Origin of the sequence: Streptomyces bottropensis ATCC 25435, assembly GCF_000383595.1 — a bacterium.
Classification (GTDB): domain Bacteria; phylum Actinomycetota; class Actinomycetes; order Streptomycetales; family Streptomycetaceae; genus Streptomyces; species Streptomyces bottropensis.
In genome coordinates, this window is sequence record NZ_KB911581.1 from 1,873,298 (window position 1) to 1,895,192 (window position 21,895).

A 21,895-nucleotide genomic window follows, 5' to 3' on the forward strand; every position below is an offset into this window, starting at 1 on the left:
ATGACCGACAGCATCATCAAGCTCACCGCGGCCCAGATCGCCGCGAAGATCGCCTCCGGCGAACTCACCGCCGTGCAGGTCACCGAGGCCCACCTGGCCCGGATCGAGGCCGTCGACGAGAAGGTGCACGCCTTCCTGCACGTCGACCGTGAGGGCGCCCTCGCCCAGGCCCGCGCCGTCGACGAGAAGAAGGCCAGGGGCGAGAAGCTCGGCCCGCTCGCCGGCGTCCCACTCGCGCTCAAGGACATCTTCACGACGGTCGGAATTCCGACCACCGTCGGTTCGAAGATCCTTGAGGGCTGGATCCCGCCGTACGACGCCACGCTCACCAAGCGGCTCAAGGACGCCGACGTCGTCATCCTCGGCAAGACCAACATGGACGAGTTCGCCATGGGGTCCTCGACGGAGAACAGCGCGTACGGCCCGACCGGCAATCCCTGGGACCTCACCCGCATCCCCGGCGGTTCCGGCGGCGGTTCCTCCGCCTCCCTCGCCTCCTACCAGGCCCCCCTCGCCATCGGCACCGACACCGGCGGCTCCATCCGCCAGCCGGCCGCCGTCACCGGCACGGTGGGCGTGAAGCCGACGTACGGCGCGGTCTCCCGCTACGGCATGGTCGCCTTCTCCTCCTCCCTCGACCAGGGCGGCCCCTGCGCCCGTACGGTCCTGGACGCGGCGCTCCTGCACGAGGTCATCGCCGGTCACGACCCGCTCGACTCCACCTCCATCGACGCTCCGGTCCCCCCGGTCGTCGAGGCCGCCCGCAACGGCAGCGTCGCCGGGATGCGCGTGGGTGTCGTCAAGCAGTTCCGCGGCGAGGGCTACCAGGCCGGCGTCGTCCAGCGCTTCGACGAGTCCGTCGAGCTGCTGAAGGAGCTGGGCGCCGAGATCGTCGAGCTGGACTGCCCGTCGTTCGACCTGGCGCTGGCCGCGTACTACCTGATCGCACCGAGCGAGTGTTCGAGCAACCTCGCCCGCTTCGACGGACTGCGCTACGGCCTGCGGACCGGCGACGACGGCACGAACTCCGCCGAGACGGTCACCTCCCTCACCCGTGAGGCGGGCTTCGGCCCCGAGGTGAAGCGCCGCATCATGCTCGGCACGTACGCGCTCAGCTCCGGCTACTACGACGCGTACTACGGCAGCGCCCAGAAGGTCCGTACGCTCATCACGCGGGACTTCGAGAAGTCGTTCGAGCAGGTCGACGTCATCGTCTCGCCGACCACGCCCACCACCGCCTTCCCGATCGGCGAGCGCGCCGACGACCCGATGGCGATGTACCTGGCGGACCTCTGCACCATCCCGACCAACCTCGCGGGCAACTCCGCGATGTCCCTGCCCTGCGGCCTCGCGCCGGAGGACGGCCTCCCGGTCGGACTGCAGATCATCGCCCCGGCGCTGAAGGACGACCGTCTTTACAAGGTCGGCGCCGCCGTCGAGGCCGCCTTCGTGGAAAAGTGGGGGCACCCGCTTCTCGAGGAGGCTCCGTCGCTGTGAGCAACGCACTGTCCAAGGCCAAGGACTTCCAGAAGTCCAAGTCCGGTACGTACGTGTCCATCGCCACCACCGCCTTCGGCGCGTGGGGCATCGCCAAGCGGATCAAGAAGGCCCGCGTCGAGCAGGACACGCTCCGGCTGATCGACGCGTCCGTGGCCGCCGTCGGCATCGTCACCGGTCTCGCCATCCTGTACCGCGAACTGAAGCGGCTGGGCGACGACGACGTCCTGCTGGGCTGAGAGGGAACCAAGACCGTGACCACCACGACCGACCTGGTGTCGTACGAGGACGCGCTGGCGTCGTACGACCCCGTCATGGGCCTTGAGGTCCATGTCGAACTCGGCACCAAGACGAAGATGTTCTGCGGCTGTTCCACCGAACTCGGTCAGGACGCCAACACGCAGACCTGCCCCACCTGCCTCGGCCTGCCCGGCGCGCTCCCGGTCGTCAACGCGATCGGCGTCGAGTCGGCGATCAGGATCGGTCTCGCGCTGAACTGCGAGATCGCCGAGTGGTGCCGCTTCGCCCGGAAGAACTACTTCTATCCGGACATGCCGAAGAACTTCCAGACCTCCCAGTACGACGAGCCGATCGCCTTCAACGGCTACCTCGACGTACAGCTGGAGGACGGCGAGACCTTCCGCGTGGAGATCGAGCGCGCCCACATGGAGGAGGACACCGGCAAGTCGACGCACGTCGGTGGCGCGACCGGCCGCATCCACGGCGCCTCGCACTCGCTGCTCGACTACAACCGCGCGGGCATCCCGCTCATCGAGATCGTCACCAAGCCGATCGAGGGCGCCGGCGAGCGCGCTCCCGAGGTCGCCAAGGCGTACGTGCGTGAGCTGCGCGAGGTCATCAAGGCGCTCGGCGTCTCGGAGGCCCGTATGGAGATGGGCCAGATGCGCTGCGACGTGAACCTGTCGCTGCGCCCGCACGGCCGTGAGAAGTTCGGCACGCGCTCCGAGACGAAGAACGTGAACTCGCTGCGCAGCGTCGAGCGCGCCGCCCGCTTCGAGATCCAGCGGCACGCCGCCGTCCTGAACGGCGGCGGGACGATCATCCAGGAGACCCGGCACTTCCACGAGGACACGGGGTCCACGACCTCGGGCCGGGTGAAGGAGGAGGCCGAGGACTACCGGTACTTCCCCGAGCCGGACCTCGTGCCGGTGGCCCCCTCGCGCGAGTGGGTCGAGGAGATCCGGGCCGCGCTGCCCGAGCTGCCGCTGGTGCGCCGCAACCGGCTCCTCGGGGAGTGGGGCATCTCGGGCACCGAGATGCAGGCGATCCTCAACGCCGGCGCGCTGGATCTGATCGTCGCCACCATCGACGCCGGGGCGGACGCCGCCTCCGCCCGCAAGTGGTGGATGGGCGAGCTGGCCCGCAGCGCCAACGAGTCGGGTGTCCCGCTCGACGAGCTGGCGATCACGCCGGAGCAGGTCGCCCGCGTCACCGAGCTGGTCTCGAAGGGCGATCTGAACGACAAGCTGGCACGCCAGGTCATCGAGGGCGTCCTCGCGGGCGAAGGCACCCCGGACGAGGTCGTCGACAAGCGCGGTCTGAAGGTCGTCTCCGACGAGGGCGCCCTGACGACGGCCGTCGAGGAGGCCATCGCCGGCAACCCGGGCATCGCCGACAAGATCCGCGGCGGCAAGGTCGCCGCGGCCGGAGCCCTGGTCGGCGCGGTCATGAAGGCCACCCGCGGCCAGGCGGACGCGGCCCGCGTCAAGGAGCTGATCCTGGAGAAGCTGGGCGTCTCCGAGGGCTGAGTCGAGGGCTGGGCCGCGGGTGAACGGACCCCCGGCTCCCCGCGCATTCCTGAGGGCGGCACATCACTGCGATGGGCCGCCCTCAGGCGTGCGCACGGCGGTGACCCGGGGTGACAGAGTGCCGCGATCTGTCCTGTGAGGTGGCTCCCATCCCATGTGAGGAGACCCTCAAAGGGGCCAAACGATCACATTGTGGTGCAACAGTTGCCAGGAATTGCTCAGTCTCCCCCCTCAGGAGAACGATCCGTGGCCGCTCTTGCGCGTTGGTGTGTCCGGCACCGCCTTGTCGCCGTCCTGCTGTGGCTTGTCGCCTTCGCGGGCACGGCCGCCGGAGCCGCCGTGGCGGGAGGCGCGTACTCCAACGACTACAAGACCCCCGGAACCGAGTCCAGCCGCGCCACCGAACTCCTGAGCGAGGGCTTCCCGGGCGTCGGCGGCGACAGTGCCACCGTCGTCTGGCACACGAGCGACGGGACCGCGAGCGTGCGGGCCGCCGCTGTCGAGCAGACCATGACGAAGACCCTCGACACGATCGCCGACCTGCCGGGCGTCGTCGGCGTCACCGACCCGTACGACGGCGCCGACGGCGGCCGGATCAGCGAGGACGGCCGTACGGCGTACGCCACCGTCACCTTCGACCGGCCGGCCGAGGACGTGACCGAGGCGCAGGCCGAGGCCGTCGTCGACACCGCGAAGGGCGCCGAGGGGGCCGGGCTCCAGGTGGAACTGGGCGGCACCTCGATCGGCCTCACCGAGGCCTCCGGCGGACATCTCGCCGAGATCGTCGGCGTACTCGTCGCCGCCGTGGTCCTCTTCCTGGCGTTCGGCTCGCTCGCCGCCAGCCTGCTGCCGATCGCGACCGCCCTGGTCAGTGTCGGTACCGCCTACGCGGGGATCACGCTGCTCGGGCACGCGATGACGGTGGCCGACTTCGCGCCCATGCTGGGCACCCTGATCGGCCTCGGCGTCGGCATCGACTACGCGCTGTTCATCGTGACCCGGCACCGCCGGGGGCTGAAACGGGGCCTGTCCGTCGAGGAGGCCGCGCGGAACGCGGTCGCGACGACCGGGCGGGCCGTCGTCTTCGCGGGCGCCACCGTCTGCATAGCCCTGCTGGGCATGCTGATCCTGCGGCTCGGCTTCCTCAACGGCGTCGCGATCGCCGCCTCCCTCACCGTCGTCCTCACCGTCGCCGCCTCCGTGACGCTGCTGCCGGCCCTGCTGTCGTTCATCGGCATGCGCGCGCTCAGCCGCCGCGAGCGCCGCCGCCTCGCCGAGCACGGCCCCGAACCCGAGCTGCCCACCGGCTTCGCCGCCCGCTGGTCCGCCTTCGTGGAGCGGCACCCCAAGAAGCTCGGCGCGATCGCCCTCGTCGTCATGACCCTGCTCGCCCTGCCCACGCTCGGACTGCGCCTCGGCACCTCCGACCAGGGCAACGACCCGGCGGCGACCACCACCCGCCAGGCCTACGACCTCCTGGCCGACGGCTTCGGCCCGGGCGTGAACGGACCGCTCACCCTCGTCACCGAGGTCGACGGCGCGGCCGACAAGCTCGCGCTCGGCAACCTCGACACCACGCTCAGGACCACCGAGGGTGTCTCCGCGGTGACCCCGGTGACGTACAACGCCGGCGGTGACACCGCGTACCTCACCGTCGTACCGACGTCCTCCCCGCAGTCGGCGAAGACCAGCGACCTCGTCGAACGGCTGCGCGACGAGGTGCTGCCGAGGGCCGAGACCGGCACCACGCTCGATCTGCACGTCGGCGGGGTGACCGCCGGGTACGACGACTTCGCGGACGTCATCGTCGGCAAGCTGCCCCTGTTCGTGGGCGTCGTCATCGGCCTCGGCTGCCTGCTGCTCCTGCTCGCCTTCCGGTCCGTCGGGATACCGCTCAAGGCCGCCGCGATGAACGTCGCCGCCGTCGCCGCCGCCTTCGGTGTGGTCGTCGCGATCTTCCAGTGGGGCTGGGGGAGCGAACTGCTGGGCCTCGGCCGCGCCGGGCCGATCGAGCCCTTCCTCCCCGTGATCATGGTCTCGGTCCTCTTCGGGCTCTCCATGGACTACCAGGTGTTCCTGGTCAGCCGGATGTACGAGGAGTGGCTGGAGACCGGCGACAACCGGCGCGCGGTGCGGGTCGGCCTCGCCGAGACCAGCCGGGTGATCAACTCCGCGGCGGTCATCATGATCTCCGTCTTCCTCGCCTTCGTCCTCAGCGGCGACCGCGTGATCGCGATGTTCGGCATCGCGCTCGCCGCCGCCGTCGCCCTGGACGCCTTCGTCCTGCGCACGCTCCTCGTCCCCGCCCTCATGCACCTGCTCGGCGGCGCCAACTGGTGGCTGCCCCGCTGGCTCGACCGGCGCATGCCCCGCATCAGCATCGAGCCGCCCGAGTCCCGCGCCGCCCATGAGAGGCTGGCCGCCGCGACGGACGCCGAGGCGGCGGACGTACTGGCGGGGGACGTACCGGCGGGGGACGCCGACGCGACGGACGTACGGGCGAAGGAGCGGCAGCCGGATGTACGCGATATCCCTGGGTGACGACGGGGCCGAACTGCGGCCCCTGGAACCCTGGCACGCCGAGGAGTTCCTCACGCACCTGGAACGGGGGCGGGACTTCATCAACACCTACGTCCCCTTCGGCCAGAGCGCCACGGACACCGACGGCGCGCGTGCCGTCCTCCAGCGGTACGCCGACATGCGCGCCGCCGACACCGGCTCCCTGCACGGCATCTGGCTCGACGGCGCGCTCGTCGGCGGGGTCCTCTTCCACAACTTCGACGCGCCGAACGCCAACTGCGAGGTCGGCTGCTGGCTGGAGCCCGCGGGCACCGGACGGGGGCTCGTCACCCGCGCGATGCGGATCCTCATCGACTGGGCCGTCGACGTCCGCGCGATCCACCGCGTCGAATGGATCGCGTCCTCCGGCAACACACCGAGCCTGAACGTGGCACGGCGGCTCGGCATGGTCAGGGACGGTGTGCAGCGGGAGCGGTATCCCCATCGAGGTGTCCGCCACGACCTGGAGATATGGTCCGTCCTGGCGCCCGAATGGCGCGGGGCACGTGATCGCGGCACTCACAGCGATCATTAAGAGACCTCTCAGACAACATTCGTACGGTGCGAGGTATGGGAACCACAACAACTGACGAGACCGGCGCCGACACGGGCGCCGAGGCCAGGAACGACGACGAGTCGGTGAAGGCCGACGTCACCAAGGGCGACGCGGCGAAGGAGGCGGACCACGCCGCCGCGACGGACACCGGCGACACGGCCGGGGCCGACGGCTCCGAGGAGGCCGCGGAGTTCGAGGACGAGTTCCCGCCGGCCGTCGCCAGGACGCCGGGTGTGGGACAGGGTGCCGCCGGCATCGTGTCCGTGGTGCTGGGCCTGGTGTCGCTGACCGGCGGCTGGGTCGGCACGGTCGCCTCCGCGCGCGAGGGGATCGCGGGCCAGCTGGAGATGCAGGCCGCGACGAACGCCGACGTCGCCACACAGCTCCAGGCGGTCTACGGCGACGCCTGGCAGGCCTCCGCGCTGTGGGGCGGCGTCTTCGCGCTGTTCGCGCTGCTCGTCGGCGTGGTCGTGCTGGTGCGGCCCGCGTTCGGTGACCCCGACCAGGTACAGGCACCGTGGATCAAGTCGGTGGCCTGGGCCGGCGTCTCGGTCGGCGTCATCGGGCTGGTGCTCGCCGCCCTGAAGTACTCCGACCTGCTGCTGGCGCTGCCGAGCACCTGACGCCCGCTCCGCCAGGCCGGCTTCTGAGGGGCCTTAGGTCCGTCGTAGGCATCCCTACGACGGACCTAAGGCCCCTCGCGCGTTCAAGATGCGGAACTCTCCCGATGTGGCCACCCCGCCTGGGAGACGAAGGTTGAGGCATCGCAGCAAGCGAGCCCACACCGACTCTTCACCAGGGGTACGAGATGTTCGAGTACGAACTCCAGCAGATCCGGTCCGCGGAGATGATCCGCGAGGCGGAGCACTACCGCCAGGTACGCGAGGCCCGCCGCGCCCGCCGCGAGGCCGCACACGACTCCGGGACGGCGGCGAGGTCCGCCTCCGGGGAGGGGGACACGGACGGCGAACGGCCGGTACTCGGAGAACGGATACGCCGACTCCGCTTCCCGCGCGCCGCGTGAGCGGGCCGCGGCGCCGCGAGGGCGGGAACGCCGGCGGGGACGAGGCCACCGGGCGCAGCGGCCCACAAGCCGGACAGGCGGCGGACGACCGCCGTCCGGCTCTCGGGGGCCTGCGGATAATCGGTGCCGGAGGGTCCGAGGGTCGTGCGATGCTCGGCGATGTGGAGACCAGGTCCGTCAGTCCCGTGTTCGTCGGTCGCGCCGACGAACTGGAGGTGTTGCGCGAGGCATTGACCCGCGCCGGGGAAGGCGCCGCGCGCGCGGCCGTGAGCGGGGGAGACGGGGGAGACGGGGGCGGGCCGCAGGCGCTGCTGCTCGGCGGTGAGGCCGGGGTGGGCAAGACCCGCCTGGTCGAGGAGTTCGCCGCCGAGGCCGCGCGCGGGGGCGCGGTCGTCGCGCCCGGCGGCTGCGTCGAGATCGGCGCCGACGGACTGCCCTTCGCCCCCTTCTCCACCGCGCTGCGTGCCCTGCGCCGCCGGCTGCCCGACGAACTCGCCGCCGCGGCCGCCGGACAGGAACAGGAACTGGCCCGGCTGCTGCCCGAGTTGGGCGAGACCCCGCGCACACGGCACGACGAGGAAGGCACCGCCCGCCTCTTCGAACTCACCGCCCGCCTCCTGGAACGCCTCGCCGCCGACCGCACGATCGTCCTCGTCCTGGAGGACCTGCACTGGGCCGACGCCTCCACCCGGCACCTCCTCTCCTACCTCTTGCGCACCCTGCGCACCGGCCGCCTCGTCGTCCTCGCCACCTATCGCTCGGACGACATCCACCGACGCCACCCGCTGCGCCCCCTCCTCGCCGAACTCGACCGCCTGCGCACGGTCCGCCGCATCGAACTGCCCCGCTTCAACCGCGCCGAGGTCGGCCACCAGCTCGCCGGCATCCTCGCCGCCGAACCCGACCCGGACCGCGCCGACGAGATCTTCGAACGCTCCGACGGCAACGCCTTCTTCGTCGAGGAACTCGCCGCGGCCGCCCACGACGGCGGCGGCTGCCCCGGCCTCACCGACACCTTGCGCGACCTGCTCCTCGTCCGCGTCGAACGCCTCCCCGAGGACGCCCAGCGGATCGCCCGCATCGTGGCCGAGGGCGGCTCCACGGTGGAGTACGCCCTGCTCGCGGCCGTCGCCCGGCTCCCCGAGGACGAACTCATCGAAGCCCTGCGGGCCTCCGTCGGCGCCAACATCCTGCTCGCCGCCCCCGGCGACGACGGCTACCGCTTCCGCCACTCCCTGGTCCGCGAGGCCGTCAGCGACGACCTGCTGCCCGGCGAACGCTCCCGCCTCAACCGCCGCTACGCCGAGGCCCTGGAAGCCGACCCCGCGCTCGTCCCCGCCGACGGCCGCGCCACCCGCCTGGCCAGCTACTGGTACCACGCCCACGACGCCGCCAAGGCCCTGCCCGCCGTCCTCGACGCCGCGGCCGAGGCCCGCTCCCGGCACGCCCACGCCGAGCAACTGCGCCTGTTGGAACGGGCGATGGAGCTGTGGGACGCCGCCCCCGACGCCGTACGGGCCGCACTGCGCCCCGCCGACCACACCGAGGTCTACCCGCCCTGCGGCTGCGCCCCGGGCACCCACCCCCTGCGCTACCTCGACCTGATGGCCGAGGCCGCCGTCGCCGGACGGCTGTGCGGAGAGCGCGAGCGGGCCCTGAGGATCACCCGGCGGGCACTCGACCGGCTGGCGGACACGGACAACCCCCTGCGCGCCGCCTGGTTCTGGGTGCAGCGCTCCATGCTGACCGAGGGCCTGGCCCGGGGCGACGGCTGGAAGGAACTCGCCACCGCCCAGGAACTGGTCCGCGGCCAGCCCCCGTCCGAGGTGCACGCCGAGGTCCTCTCCCGCGTCGCCTGCTGGTCCATGCTCCACGCCCCGGGACCCGAGGCGCTCTCCGACGCCCAGCGCGCCGTCGAGTACGCCCGCATGGTCGGCGCCGAGGACATCGAACTCAACGCCCGCCTCACCCTCGGCGGCCTGATGGCCGACGCCGGTCACATCGAGACCGGCATCGACGAGATGAAGGCCGTCCTCCAGCGCTCGATCGAACGCGGTCCCGCCGCCGTCGTGGGCCGCGCCCATGTGAACCTCCCGTCCTGTCTGGAAGGCGTCGGCCGCTCACAGGAGGCCGCGCACCTGCTGCGCTCCGGACTCGACGTCACCCGGCGCATGGGCCTGCGGGACTCCGAGGCATGGATCTGGGGCAACCTCTCCGAATCGCTGTTCTCCCTCGGCCAGTGGGACGAGGCCACGGAAGCCGCCGTGCAGGCCGGATGCGCCGGGAACAGCACCAAGAGCCGCGGCGGCAGCGCCCTCTCCCTCGCCGCCCTCGCCCTCGCCCGCGGCGACACCGCCGAGGCCCGGCGCCAACTGGCCGCCGCCCACAGCTCCTTCGGCACCCACAACCCCATGCCCCAGAACAACCTGCCGCTGTCCAGCCTCACCCTCGGCATCGCCGTCGCCGAAGGCCGCCTCCCGGACGCCCGCGCCGAACTGGCCCGCGTCCTCGACACCGGCTTCCCCGTCGGCACCCAGCGCTACGCCTGGCCCCTGCTGCTCACCGCCGCCACCGCCGAGGCCGATGCCCGCGCCCTGCCGGCCGCCGGACCCGGCCGCGCCGAGACACTCGACCGGATCCTCACCGTGGTCAGGAAGCTCACCACCGGCGCACCGATCTGGCACGCCCACGACCACTGGGTCCGCGCCGAACTCCAGCGCGCCGAGGGTCTGACGGACCCCGACACCTGGTCCGACGTCGTCACCGCCTTCGAGCCCCTGGAGCGGCCCTACGACCTCGCCCGCGTCCGGCACCGTCTCGCCGAGGCGCTGCTGGCCCACGGCACGGACGACGAGGCCCGGGACCGTGCGACGGAGTTGCTGCGGCTGGCCGCCGCCGTCGCCGACCACCTCGGCGCCCGCCCGCTCGCCGACGAGGTCGCCCTCCTCGCCCGCCGCGCCCGCCTCACCCTGAGCCGCGCCCCCGAACCGGCTCTCGCCCCCGCCGCCCCCGTCGCCGCGCTCGGCCTCACCGGCCGTGAACACGACGTCCTGTGCCTGGTGGCCGTCGGCCGCACCAACCGCCAGATCGCCGAGGAACTCTTCATCTCCCCGAAGACGGCCAGCGTCCACGTCTCCAACATCCTGGCCAAACTGGGCGTCTCGGGCCGTGGCGAGGCGGCGGCGGTGGCCCATCGGGTGGGGTTGTCCCCGGCGGGGTCCGGGGAACGGCTGGCAGCGGGATGATGGAAGGAAGGACCGCCGAGGCTCCGTCGTACGACAGGGGCCGACCGCCCGCCGCCTCGCGGCCCCCGGGGGAGGGAGCACCATGTTCAACGCCTTCGAGGAACTCTTCGCACCTGGCCGCAAGCACACGCGAGACGAGGAGAACCGGCTGGCACTGACCCGCGAGGACGTCGGGGACAACGACCCGGGACGCGGACCGATAGACCTCGCGTCCGGGAAGGTCGTCGTACGCCCGCCCGAGCCGGTCGAGGAGGAGGCCGGGGCGGACCGGGAGGCCGGGGAGTAGGCGGCGGGTCACTTCACCTGCAGCTCCAGGATCTTGTCGTCGCCGTCCTCCGGGGATCCCCGGCCGTCCGTCTCGCTGGTCACCAGCCACAGCCTGTCGCCACCGGCGGAGACGACCGTGCGGAGGCGTCCGTGGTCGCCCTCCAGGAAGGCATGGGGGGCGGCGGCCGTCTTCGTGCCGTCGAGGGGGACGCGCCACAGCCGCCGGCCCTTCAGCCCCGCCATCCAGACCGAGCCCTCCGCTATGGCGATACCGCTCGGGGATGCCTCGTCCGTACGCCACACGGCCACCGGGTCGACGTAACCGGACTTGCCGCCCTTGCCCTCCACCTCCGGCCAGCCGTAGTTCCCGCCCGGCCGGATCTGGTTCAGCTCGTCCCAGGTGTTCTGGCCGAACTCCGAGGCCCACAGGCGCTGCTTGGCGTCCCACGCCAGGCCCTGGACGTTGCGATGGCCGTACGAGTACACGACGGAGTCGTCGAAGGGGTTGCCCGGGGCCGGCCGGCCCTCCGGTGTCATGCGGAGGATCTTGCCGCCGAGGGAGTCCTTGTCCTGGGCCAGGGGGCCCTCGTACCGCTCGCCGGTGCTCGCGTAGAGCATCTGGTCCGGGCCGAAGGCGAGACGGCCGCCGTTGTGGTTCGTGCCCTTGGGGATGCCGCGGAGGATGGTGTCGGGGGCGCCGAGCTGCTCGCCCGCCGGCTTCTCGGGGTCGTACAGCATCCGCACGATCCTGTTGTCGGACTCCGAGGTGAAGTACGCGTAGATCATGTGGTCCGAGGCGTACTCCGGGGAGACCGCGAGGCCCAGGAGGCCGCCCTCCCCGGCCGGGGCCACGCCTGGGACCTCTCCGAGCACGGTCTTCTCGCCCGACTTCTCGTCGATCCTGCTGATCGTGGCCTCGTCGCGGGAGGACACGAGGAGCCCGCCCTCGGGCAGGGGCGCGAGGCCCCAGGGGGTGTCGAGGTCCTCGGCGACGGTGCGCACCACTTTCACCGAGCCCTTGGCGGGGGGCGCCGTGTCCGCCGCCCGCTCGGGCGGAGGCGACTCGGCACTGCTGCTGCTCGGGGGTGAGCTGCCGGCCGTGTCCTTCTTCTCCCCGTCGTCGGAGGAGCAGCCGGTCGTCACCAGGAGCACGGCTGCGGCCAACGCGGCCGTCATCACTCGACGTTGCACCATCACGGTCCCTTCGGCGTGGAGCTTCTACCTGTCTTACACCGCGAGTGCCCCACAGGTTCCGCCTCCGCCCGATCAAGCAGATATTTCGCACGCCCCGCCACGCCCCGCCCCGCCACGCCCCGCCACGCCCCGCCCCGCCACGCCCCGCCCCGCCACGTCACGCCGCGCACCGCGGTGCACCGCCCGGCACACGGGCCGCCGCATCCCCTCAGTCCCAGGATCCCCGGGCCGGAGGAAGGGCCGCCACCTCCGCCAGATCCGCGGCCGTGAGGCGCAGGGCGTGGGCGGCCGCGTTCTCCGCGGCCCACCGGGCCTGCTTGGTGCCCGGCACCGGCACCACGTGCGGGCCGAGGGACAGGACCCAGGCGAGGGCGACCTGCGCCGGGGTCACCTCCGCCCCATGGCGGGCCGCGACGCGGCGCAGGCCGACGACCAGCGGCTGGTTGGCGGCCATCATGTCCGCGGTGAAACGGGGATGACGGGCGCGGAGGTCGTCGCGCTCGAAGCCCCCGCCGGGCGTCAGGGTGCCCGTGAGGAAACCGTTCCCCAGGGGCATGGCGGCGAGGAAGCCGATGCCACGGGCCACGCACCACGGAAGAAGGGAGTCCAGTGCCTCCCGCGACCAGACCGACAGCTCCGCCTGCACGGCGCTCACCGGGAAGATCTGCTGGACCCGCCGCAGCTGGCGGAGCGTGGTGTCGTACACGCCCGCGCCCGGCCGGCGCCCCGCCCGCGCGCCCACCGCGCACAGACCGAGCGCCCTGACCTTCCCGGCCTGCACGAGTTCCGCCATCGCACCCCACGTCTCCTCCACGGGGACCTCGGGGTCCGCCCGGTGGAGCTGGTAGAGATCGATGACGTCGGTCTGGAGCCGGCGCAACGAGGCGTCACAGGCACGCCTCACATAGCCGGGGCGTCCGTTGGCCACGATGTGCTGCTCACCCACCAGCAGACCCACCTTGGTGGAGACGAAGGCCTCCGCACGGCGTTCCTTCAGCACCCGGCCCACCAGCAGCTCGTTGGTGAAGGGGCCGTACATGTCGGCGGTGTCCAGCAGCGTGGTGCCGAGGTCGAGCGCCCGATGCACCGTCCGCATCGACTCGTCGCCCCGTTGCCGCGACCTGGTGTACGCCCAGCTCATCGGCATGCACCCGAGTCCTACGGCCCCCACCTCGAGCGTCGCCGCGCCGATCGTCCTGCGCTCCACCTGGTCGTGACCCTCCCTCTCCCGACCCCCAACCTAACCTCTGCCGTACCGGGTACCTGACATAGCCTCCGGAGCATGACTGCTGACGCGACTGGCGACCCGACCGCGGGCGTGACCGGCGATGTGTGGCTCTCCATCCCGCCGGACGAGATCGAGGGGCTCCCCAAGGGTCCCCGCTACCTCTTCTGGGACGGGGGCGACGACGGCACGGAGCCGTTCCCGGGCGACCCCGCGGACTGCGTCCTGTACGTGGTGCCCTACATGAAGCGCCGTCCGAGGACCGTGAACCCGCTGGAGTCCATGCGCCGTCTGCGGGTCGTCCAGACGCTCACGGCGGGTGTCGACGACGTCCTGGCCCGGATGTCCGTGCTCCCGCCCGGGGTCCAGCTCTGCAACGCGCGCGGGGTGCACGAGGCCAGCACGGCCGAACTCGCGCTCACCCTGACCCTCGCCTCGCTGCGCGGCGTCCCCGACTTCGTCCGTGACCAGCAACAGGAGCGCTGGCAGGGCGACTTCCGTCCCGCGCTCGCCGACAGGTCCGTCCTGATCGTCGGTTACGGCGCGATCGGCGCCGCCATCGAGGACCGGCTCGTGCCCTTCGAGGTGGCGCGTGTGGCGCGCGTCGCGCGCTCTGAGCGCACCACGGCGCGCGGACCGGTGCACTCGTTCACCGACCTGCCCTCCCTGCTGCCGACGGCGGATGTCGTGATCCTGTCCACTCCTCTCACGGAACAGACGAGAAAGCTGGTCGACGCCGACTTCCTGGCCCGTATGAAGGACGGGGCCCTCTTGGTGAATGTTGCCCGCGGAGGCGTCGTCGACACCAAGGCGCTGCTCGCGGAACTGGACACCGGGCGCATCACCGCGGCCCTCGACGTCACCGACCCCGAGCCGCTGCCGCCCGGGCACCCGCTCTGGCGCGCGCCCGGGGTGCTCATCAGTCCGCACGTCGGCGGCCCCACGTCGGCCTTTCTGCCGCGTGCCAAGAGGCTGCTGGTGGACCAGTTGGGGCGATTCGTGAACCGGGAGCCTCTGCGCAACGTGGTCTTTACGACGGGCGGGACGGACGACGTGTAGTCCACTTCGGGCACCCTCCGCGTTCCTTCGGAAGCGGACCGTGCTCGTGTTGCCAGAGACGGTCACTGAGCGTAGAGGAACTATGTCCCTGAGTGACGAGACTGGTGTATCGTCCCGACAGGGGCAGCGCCGCGCACCGTTCGGCGCCGGGGACGAACTTGAGACAGCGAGGGGGGCGACGGGCGATGCACGGCCTATGGACGAACGATCCGACGCGGCGGAGCCGCCGACGACGGCCCTGGCGAGCTGCGACGCGGAGGCACCCGCACGGGAGCCACGGCGGCCACAGCGGTCAAGGTCATCACCGCGGGCACGGCAACCGCAGAAAGCACACCCACCGCGCACACCGGGACCAGCGGGGCAGGGGAGCGGCGCTCACCGGGGAGACCCCGTGAGCCCCCGCCAGTCCTCCTCCCCCACGCTGAGCCCCGCGCTGCGGGCGGCCCAGCCGCTGCCCGGCCCGCTGCCCGGCGGGCGGGCACCCGACCACGGTGGCGCGAGCCTGCGGGCCCAGATCGTCCTCGCCCTGCTCTGCGCGGCCTACGCCGTCGGCGCCGCGTTCGGCTGGGGCAATGAGCAAGTCGCCCTCGTCATGGGCGACTTCGGGCTCAGCGCCGCCGCCGCGGCGGCCGCCGTCTCCTGCTTCCGCTACGCGCGCAGCCGCAGCAGCCGCTTTCGGCCCGCCTGGCTGCTGTTCGCCCTCTCCTCCGCCATGGCCGCCCTGGGCAACGGCGTCTGGGGGTGGTACGAGGTCGTCCTGGAGCGGCCCGTGCCCGAGCCGAGCTACGCGGACCTGTTCTTCCTCTGCTTCGCGCCGCCCGCCATCGTCGGTCTGCTGGTGCTGGCCAAGAGGCCGGTGACCAAGGCCGGCTGGATCTGCCTCGCGCTGGACGCCTGGCTCATCGGCGGCTCCCTGGTCACCCTCTCCTGGAGCCTCGCGCTCGCGCAGAACGCCCAGATCGACGACAGCGACACCGCGCACACCGCGCTCTCGCTGGCCTACCCGCTGCTCGACATCGCCCTGGTCAGCATGGTGCTCGCGCTGCACTTCCGCCGCTCGTCGATGCATCGCTCCGCGGTGAACACCGCGATCGGCGCCCTCGCGCTCACCGTGATGTGCGACGCCCTGTTCACCTCCCCCCTGGTGCACAGCAGCTACGAATCGGGCCAGCTCCTCGACGCCGGCTGGTTCGCGGGCTCCGTGCTCCTCGCCTACGCCCCCTGGGCCGGCAGGCGCCACGGACAGGGGGAGGAGGGCGGGCACGCACGCGTGGTGCACGAACACATCCCGGGCCAGCGCCCCGACGTACACCCGGGCCTGCGTCACGACGTACATCCGGGGCACCGGCACGACAGCCCGCAGGGAGGGCACGCGCACGCGCTCCTCCAGGGCGGAGGCCACGGTCGGTATCCGGCCACCCGTCCCATCGCCGGATCCCTGGCCGCGCTCACTCCCTATCTGGCCGCCGCCGTCTGCACGCTGGGCATCCTCTACAACGTCCTCAACGGCCGCCGCGTCGACCGCGTGGTGCTCATCACCGCCTGCACCGTCGTGCTCGCCCTCGTGGTGCGCCAGGGCATCATGCTCCTCGACAACATCACCCTCACCCAGGAACTGGCCCAGAAGGAGAACCACTTCCGCTCCCTGGTGCAGGGTTCCAGCGACGTCATCATGATCGCCGCGCCGAACGGCATCCTCCGCTACGTCAGCCCGGCCGCCGCCGGGGTCTACGGACGCCCCGCGGAGGACCTGGTCGGCAAGGAGCTGGCTTCGATCATCCATCCCGAGGATCTCGGCTGCGTGGTCCACGAGGTGCGCCGCTTCCTCGCCGCCAGCCCCGCCGAGGAGCCCACCACCCGCATCGAGTGCCGCTTCAAGGCCGGCGCCGGGGGAGGCTGGCTGAACGTGGAGTCCACGGTCAACCGCCACCACGGCGGCCTCATCTTCAACAGCCGGGACGTCACCGAGCGCGTGCGCCTGCAGGCCCAGCTGCAGCACAACGCCGAGCACGACCCGCTCACCGACCTGCCCAACCGCGCCCTGTTCACCAAGCGCGTCCAGCAGGCGCTCTCCGGCCGCCGCTCCTCCGACCGCGGTGCCGCCCTGCGCAACACGGCGGTCCTGTTCATCGACCTCGACGGCTTCAAGGCCGTCAACGACACGATCGGTCACCAGGCCGGGGACGAACTGCTCGTCCAGGCCGCCCGCAGACTCCAGGACGCCGTGAGGCAGGGGGACACCGCCTCCCGTCTCGGCGGTGACGAGTTCGCCGCCCTGATCGTCGGGGACGGCACGCACGACCGCGTCGCCCGGGAACGGCACATCGTGGAGCTGGCGGACCGGCTCCGGATCGCCCTCTCGCAGCCGTACACCATCGACGGCAACGATGTCCGGGTCGCCGCCTCCATCGGCGTCTCCTTCGCCGAACCCGGCCTCGGCGCGGGCGAGCTGCTGCGCAACGCCGACCTGGCCATGTACCGGGCCAAGGCGTCCGGCAAGGGCCGCGTCGAGCTGTACAAGCCACAGATGCAGCAGGACGTCGTCCGCAGGGCCGAGCTGGCCACCCGGCTGCGGGCCGCGCTGCACGACGGCGAGTTCATGCTGCTCAACCAGCCCGTCGTGGAGCTGGCGACCGGCCGGATCTCGTCGGTCGCGACCGCCGCCCGCTGGCGCTCGTCCCAGGGGGTGCTGTTCACGCCCGCCGAGTTCCTGCGGGTCTCCGAGGACAGCGAGAAGACCGCCGAGCTGGGCCGGTGGATGCTCGAACAGGCCGTCGAGCAGGCCGCCGACCGCCTCACCAGCGGGCTGAACGTCCCGGTGTCCGTCCGGATGAGCGCCCGGCGTCTGCTGGACCGCTCACTGCCCCCGGGCTCGCTGGAGACGCTCCTCACCCGCCACGGGCTGCCCTCCGGCTCCCTGGTCGTCGAGCTGTCCGACACCGAGCTGAAGGGCCCGCCGGACGAGTTGGAGCGCCGGCTGAACCAGCTGCGCCGCCTCGGCGTCACCATCGCCCTGGACGGCCTCGGCAGTGGGCACGCGGCCATCACGGCCCTGCGCAGGCTCCCCGTCGACGTACTGAAGCTGGACCGCGGCCTCGTCGAGGGGATCGTGGAGTCCACCCGGCTGCAGAAGATCACTCGCGGGCTGCTGCGCATCGCCGACGACCTGGGGCTGCAGTCCGTCGCCGACGGGGTGGACCTGCCCGAGCAGGTTCTCGCCCTGCGCGCGATGGGCTGCACCCATGGTCAGGGCGCCGCCTTCTGCGGACCGCTGGACGAGTACCGCCTTCGCCGGGCCCTGTCCCTCGGCCACTTCCCGGTGCCCTCCGGACCGGCGGAACCCGCCTTCGCGGGCGGCACGAGAGAACAGGAGGGCCGCGTCGTGGCCTCGGCGCCGACCCTGGCGCCCCAGGGGTGAAGGAGCAGTGACGGGTGCGGGGGTGTACACAAGTGGTGTCACCGCTGTCCACCACGGAGCCGGACGTGCCCGTCGCTCACATGTTGAGACTCCCGTCCCACCCGCTTGACACGTGGTGCGCGCCGGAGAGAGGGTCATTGCCATGCGCACCCGAATCCTCGTACTTGGAAAGCGCGTCGGCTGAAGCTGGGACCCACCGGACGACGATCCGGAATTTCCAGCGACCGTACCCGACGCGCTCCCCTCGCTTGCCCTGTGGCAAGGAGGGGTTTTTTGTTGCACGGGCACTGGTCGGCGTTAGCCGCACACCGCACGAACCTCGCAAAACACCCTCAGCATCGAGAAGAGAATGCCGATGACCGAGCAGGCCACCGGGGCCCACCATCCGCAGCCGCGGCCCCGATCCGGAGGACCGTCCACCCCCGTCGAGCACGTCACGGGTGCGCAGTCCCTCATCCGCTCTCTCGAGGAGGTCGGGGCCGACACGGTGTTCGGCATTCCCGGGGGCACCATCCTGCCGGCGTACGACCCGATGATGGACTCCAAGCGGGTGCGCCACGTGCTGGTCCGTCACGAGCAGGGCGCCGGCCACGCGGCCACCGGTTACGCGCAGGCCACCGGCAAGGTCGGGGTGTGCATGGCGACCTCCGGGCCGGGCGCCACCAACCTGGTCACCCCGATCGCGGACGCGCACATGGACTCCGTGCCGCTCGTCGCGATCACCGGGCAGGTCGTGTCGAAGGCGATCGGCACGGACGCCTTCCAGGAGGCGGACATCGTCGGCATCACCATGCCGATCACCAAGCACAGCTTCCTGGTCACCAAGGCGGAGGGCATCCCCCGGGCGATCGCGCAGGCGTTCCACATCGCCTCCACCGGCCGCCCGGGACCGGTCCTGGTCGACATCCCCAAGGACATCCTCCAGGCGAAGACCACCTTCAGCTGGCCGCCCACCATGGATCTGCCCGGCTACCGGCCCGTCACCAAGCCGCACGCCAAGCAGATCCGCGAGGCCGCCAAGTTGATCACCGCCGCCAACCGGCCCGTCCTGTACGTCGGAGGCGGTGTCCTCAAGGCGCACGCGACCGCCGAGCTGAAGGTGCTGGCCGAGCTGACCGGCGCGCCCGTCACGACCACCCTGATGGCGCTCGGCGCGTTCCCCGACAGCCACCCGCAGCACCTGGGCATGCCCGGGATGCACGGCTCCGTGGCCGCCGTCACCGCACTGCAGAAGGCCGACCTGATCGTCGCCCTCGGCGCCCGCTTCGACGACCGCGTCACCGGCAAGCTGGACAGCTTCGCGCCGTTCGCGAAGATCGTCCACGCGGACATCGACCCGGCCGAGATCGGCAAGAACCGTGCCGCCGACGTCCCGATCGTGGGTGACGCCCGCGAGGTCATCGCCGACCTGGTCCAGGCGGTGCAGAGGGAGCACAGCGAGAGCGGACCGGGCGAGGCCGAGGGCCCCCGCTACGCGGCCTGGTGGAAGGACCTCAACCGCTGGCGCGAGACCTACCCGCTCGGCTACGACCAGCCGGGCGACGGCTCGCTCTCCCCGCAGCACGTCATCGAGCGCATCGGACAGCTCGCCCCCGAGGGCACGATCTTCACGGCGGGCGTCGGCCAGCACCAGATGTGGGCCGCCCACTTCATCCAGTACGAGAAGCCTGCCACCTGGCTGAACTCCGGCGGCGCCGGAACGATGGGGTACGCGGTCCCAGCCGCCATGGGTGCCAAGGCCGGAGCCCCGGCCAACACCGTCTGGGCGATCGACGGCGACGGCTGCTTCCAGATGACCAACCAGGAACTCACCACCTGCGCCCTGAACAACATCCCGATCAAGGTCGCCATCATCAACAACGGCGCCCTCGGGATGGTCCGCCAGTGGCAGACCCTGTTCTACAACCAGCGCTACTCCAACACCGTCCTGCACAGCGGCCCGGACGACGTCAACCCCAACGCCCGCGGCACCCGCGTCCCCGACTTCGTGAAGCTGTCGGAGGCCATGGGCTGCTACGCGATCCGCTGCGAGTCCCCGGACGACCTCGACAAGGTCATCGAGGAGGCGAACTCGATCAACGACCGTCCGGTCGTCGTCGACTTCGTCGTGCACGAGGACGCGATGGTGTGGCCGATGGTCGCCGCCGGCACCTCGAACGACACCATCATGGCCGCCCGTGACGTCCGCCCCGACTTCGGCGACAACGAAGACGACTGAGCGAGAGAGACCGAACCAGACATGTCCAAGCACACGCTCTCCGTCCTGGTGGAGAACACCCCCGGCATCCTGGCCCGGATCGCCGCGCTGTTCTCCCGTCGCGGCTTCAACATCGACTCGCTCGCGGTCGGTGTCACCGAGCACCCCGAGATCTCCCGTATCACCATCGTGGTGACGGTGGTCGAGGAACTGCCCCTGGAGCAGGTGACGAAGCAGCTCAACAAGCTCGTCAACGTCCTGAAGATCGTCGAGCTGGAACCGGGCTCCGCCGTTCAGCGGGAACTCGTTCTGGTGAAGGTGCGCGCCGACAACGAGACGCGCTCCCAGATCGTCGAGATCGTCCAGCTGTTCCGCGCCAAGACCGTCGACGTCTCCCCGGAGGCCGTCACCATCGAGGCCACCGGGTCCAGCGACAAGCTGACCGCCATGCTCAAGATGCTGGAGCCGTTCGGCATCAAGGAACTGGTCCAGTCCGGCACGATCGCGATCGGCCGCGGCTCCCGTTCGATCACGGACCGCTCGCTACGCGCCCTGGACCGTTCGGCCTGACACACGACACGGGCGGCCGACGACGCGCGGCCGCCCGTATGCCGAGACCCGCGGACTTTCATCCCGCCCGCCGTCATACGGTGGACGCAACACCTGCACTCAAGGAGAGAACCCAAAGTGGCCGAGCTGTTCTACGACGCCGACGCCGACCTGTCCATCATCCAGGGCCGCAAGGTCGCGGTCATCGGTTACGGCAGCCAGGGCCACGCCCACGCGCTGTCCCTGCGCGACTCGGGTGCGGACGTCCGCGTCGGTCTGCACGAGGGCTCCAAGTCCAAGGCGAAGGCCGAGGAGCAGGGCCTGCGCGTGGTGACTCCGGCGGAGGCCGCCGCCGAGGCCGACGTCATCATGATCCTCGTCCCGGACCCGATCCAGGCGCAGGTCTACGAGGACCACATCAAGGACAACCTGAACGACGGCGACGCGCTGTTCTTCGGCCACGGCCTGAACATCCGCTTCGGCTTCATCAAGCCCCCGGCCGGCGTCGACGTCTGCATGGTCGCCCCCAAGGGCCCCGGCCACCTCGTCCGCCGCCAGTACGAGGAGGGCCGCGGCGTTCCGTGTATCGCCGCCGTCGAGCAGGACGCGACCGGCAACGCCTTCGCGCTGGCGCTGTCGTACGCCAAGGGCATCGGTGGCACCCGCGCGGGTGTCATCAAGACGACCTTCACCGAGGAGACCGAGACCGACCTGTTCGGTGAGCAGGCCGTGCTCTGCGGTGGTACGGCCGCCCTGGTCAAGGCCGGTTTCGAGACGCTGACCGAGGCCGGCTACCAGCCGGAGATCGCGTACTTCGAGTGCCTGCACGAGCTGAAGCTGATCGTCGACCTCATGTACGAGGGCGGCCTGGAGAAGATGCGCTGGTCGATCTCCGAGACCGCCGAGTGGGGCGACTACGTCACCGGCCCCCGCATCATCACGGACGCCACCAAGGCCGAGATGAAGAAGGTCCTCGCCGAGATCCAGGACGGCACCTTCGCCCAGGCGTGGATGGACGAGTACCACGGTGGTCTGAAGAAGTACAACGAGTACAAGACCCAGGACTCCGAGCACCTGCTGGAGACCACGGGCAAGGAGCTGCGCAAGCTCATGAGCTGGGTCAACGACGAAGAGGCGTGATCCGGGGGCCGGTCACGGCGGGGTTCACCCGGTGCCGTGACCGGCCTTGCTCTCACGTCCGGGTGACCTTTCCGCGGTGGCGTGGGACGACGCCTCCGGCGCCACTACACTGCTGCACTACATACGCGTCAGGCCCACAGCGTCGTGCGTCTTCCACGCGGCCAAGCGACATCGGGGGAATCCCGGGTGTCACTCC

Annotated in this window: 15 protein-coding genes and 1 pseudogene; 14 read left to right on the plus strand and 2 right to left on the minus strand. The window is 71.4% G+C overall.

Annotated features, from left to right (window positions below):
* From gatA to STRBO_RS0108450, 9 genes are all read left to right on the plus strand, one after another.
* Entirely contained in the window at positions 1-1,497 is a 1,497-nt protein-coding gene (gene gatA / locus STRBO_RS0108410; protein WP_005479999.1) for an Asp-tRNA(Asn)/Glu-tRNA(Gln) amidotransferase subunit GatA, read from the plus strand.
* On the plus strand, positions 1,494-1,736 hold the full coding sequence (locus STRBO_RS0108415) for a hypothetical protein (protein WP_005479998.1): 243 nt from the start codon (positions 1,494-1,496) through the stop codon (positions 1,734-1,736). Before gatA ends, STRBO_RS0108415 begins: the two co-directional genes overlap by 4 nt.
* Positions 1,737-1,751: 15 nt before the next feature.
* Positions 1,752-3,266, plus strand: coding sequence for an Asp-tRNA(Asn)/Glu-tRNA(Gln) amidotransferase subunit GatB (gene gatB / locus STRBO_RS0108420; RefSeq protein WP_005479997.1), 1,515 nt, complete (start codon positions 1,752-1,754; stop codon positions 3,264-3,266).
* A gap of 246 nt (positions 3,267-3,512) precedes the next feature.
* On the plus strand, positions 3,513-5,807 hold the full coding sequence (locus STRBO_RS0108425; protein WP_020114055.1) for an MMPL family transporter: 2,295 nt from the start codon (positions 3,513-3,515) through the stop codon (positions 5,805-5,807).
* A complete protein-coding gene (locus STRBO_RS0108430; protein WP_005479995.1) occupies positions 5,785-6,360 on the plus strand; it encodes a GNAT family N-acetyltransferase in 576 nt (191 codons plus the stop codon). The genes STRBO_RS0108425 and STRBO_RS0108430 overlap by 23 nt, the downstream gene beginning before the upstream one ends.
* Positions 6,361-6,395: 35 nt before the next feature.
* A complete protein-coding gene (locus STRBO_RS0108435) occupies positions 6,396-7,004 on the plus strand; it encodes a hypothetical protein (RefSeq protein WP_005479993.1) in 609 nt (202 codons plus the stop codon).
* 185 nt (positions 7,005-7,189) lie between these two features.
* The gene (locus STRBO_RS0108440; RefSeq protein WP_005479991.1) at positions 7,190-7,405 is read left to right on the plus strand and encodes a hypothetical protein; all 216 of its coding nucleotides are present in this window, start codon (positions 7,190-7,192) and stop codon (positions 7,403-7,405) included.
* A gap of 149 nt (positions 7,406-7,554) precedes the next feature.
* Entirely contained in the window at positions 7,555-10,650 is a 3,096-nt protein-coding gene (locus STRBO_RS0108445) for a helix-turn-helix transcriptional regulator (RefSeq protein ID WP_020114056.1), read from the plus strand.
* Between the two features lie 82 nt (positions 10,651-10,732).
* The gene (locus STRBO_RS0108450) at positions 10,733-10,936 is read left to right on the plus strand and encodes a DUF6191 domain-containing protein (RefSeq protein ID WP_005479987.1); all 204 of its coding nucleotides are present in this window, start codon (positions 10,733-10,735) and stop codon (positions 10,934-10,936) included.
* Positions 10,937-10,944: 8 nt separating this feature from the next.
* Here the strand turns inward: STRBO_RS0108450 and STRBO_RS0108455 are convergent, their stop codons facing one another.
* Together STRBO_RS0108455 and STRBO_RS0108460 are read right to left on the minus strand one after the other, a co-directional pair.
* A complete protein-coding gene (locus STRBO_RS0108455; RefSeq protein WP_020114057.1) occupies positions 10,945-12,093 on the minus strand; it encodes a PQQ-dependent sugar dehydrogenase in 1,149 nt (382 codons plus the stop codon).
* Positions 12,094-12,319: 226 nt separating this feature from the next.
* Positions 12,320-13,318 carry an aldo/keto reductase gene (locus STRBO_RS0108460; RefSeq protein WP_020114058.1) on the minus strand — a complete coding sequence of 333 codons (999 nt, stop codon included), beginning with the start codon at positions 13,316-13,318 and terminating at the stop codon, positions 12,320-12,322.
* Positions 13,319-13,393: 75 nt separating this feature from the next.
* On the opposite strand from STRBO_RS0108460, the gene STRBO_RS0108465 reads away from it, so the two are divergent.
* The 5 genes and pseudogenes from STRBO_RS0108465 to ilvC all read left to right on the plus strand — a co-directional run bounded on the left by STRBO_RS0108465 (position 13,394) and on the right by ilvC (position 21,699).
* On the plus strand, positions 13,394-14,395 hold the full coding sequence (locus tag STRBO_RS0108465; protein WP_005479982.1) for a 2-hydroxyacid dehydrogenase: 1,002 nt from the start codon (positions 13,394-13,396) through the stop codon (positions 14,393-14,395).
* A 391-nt stretch (positions 14,396-14,786) separates the two neighbouring features.
* Positions 14,787-17,922 (plus strand): annotated as a pseudogene (locus STRBO_RS0108470) (putative bifunctional diguanylate cyclase/phosphodiesterase).
* Positions 17,923-18,168: 246 nt separating this feature from the next.
* Positions 18,169-20,031: an acetolactate synthase large subunit gene (locus STRBO_RS0108475; protein WP_028796544.1), complete on the plus strand. Its 1,863-nt coding sequence runs from the start codon at positions 18,169-18,171 to the stop codon at positions 20,029-20,031.
* Positions 20,032-20,052: 21 nt separating this feature from the next.
* On the plus strand, positions 20,053-20,580 hold the full coding sequence (ilvN, locus tag STRBO_RS0108480; protein WP_005479969.1) for an acetolactate synthase small subunit: 528 nt from the start codon (positions 20,053-20,055) through the stop codon (positions 20,578-20,580).
* A gap of 117 nt (positions 20,581-20,697) precedes the next feature.
* Entirely contained in the window at positions 20,698-21,699 is a 1,002-nt protein-coding gene (gene ilvC / locus STRBO_RS0108485) for a ketol-acid reductoisomerase (protein WP_005479968.1), read from the plus strand.
* Positions 21,700-21,895: the final 196 nt, after the last annotated feature.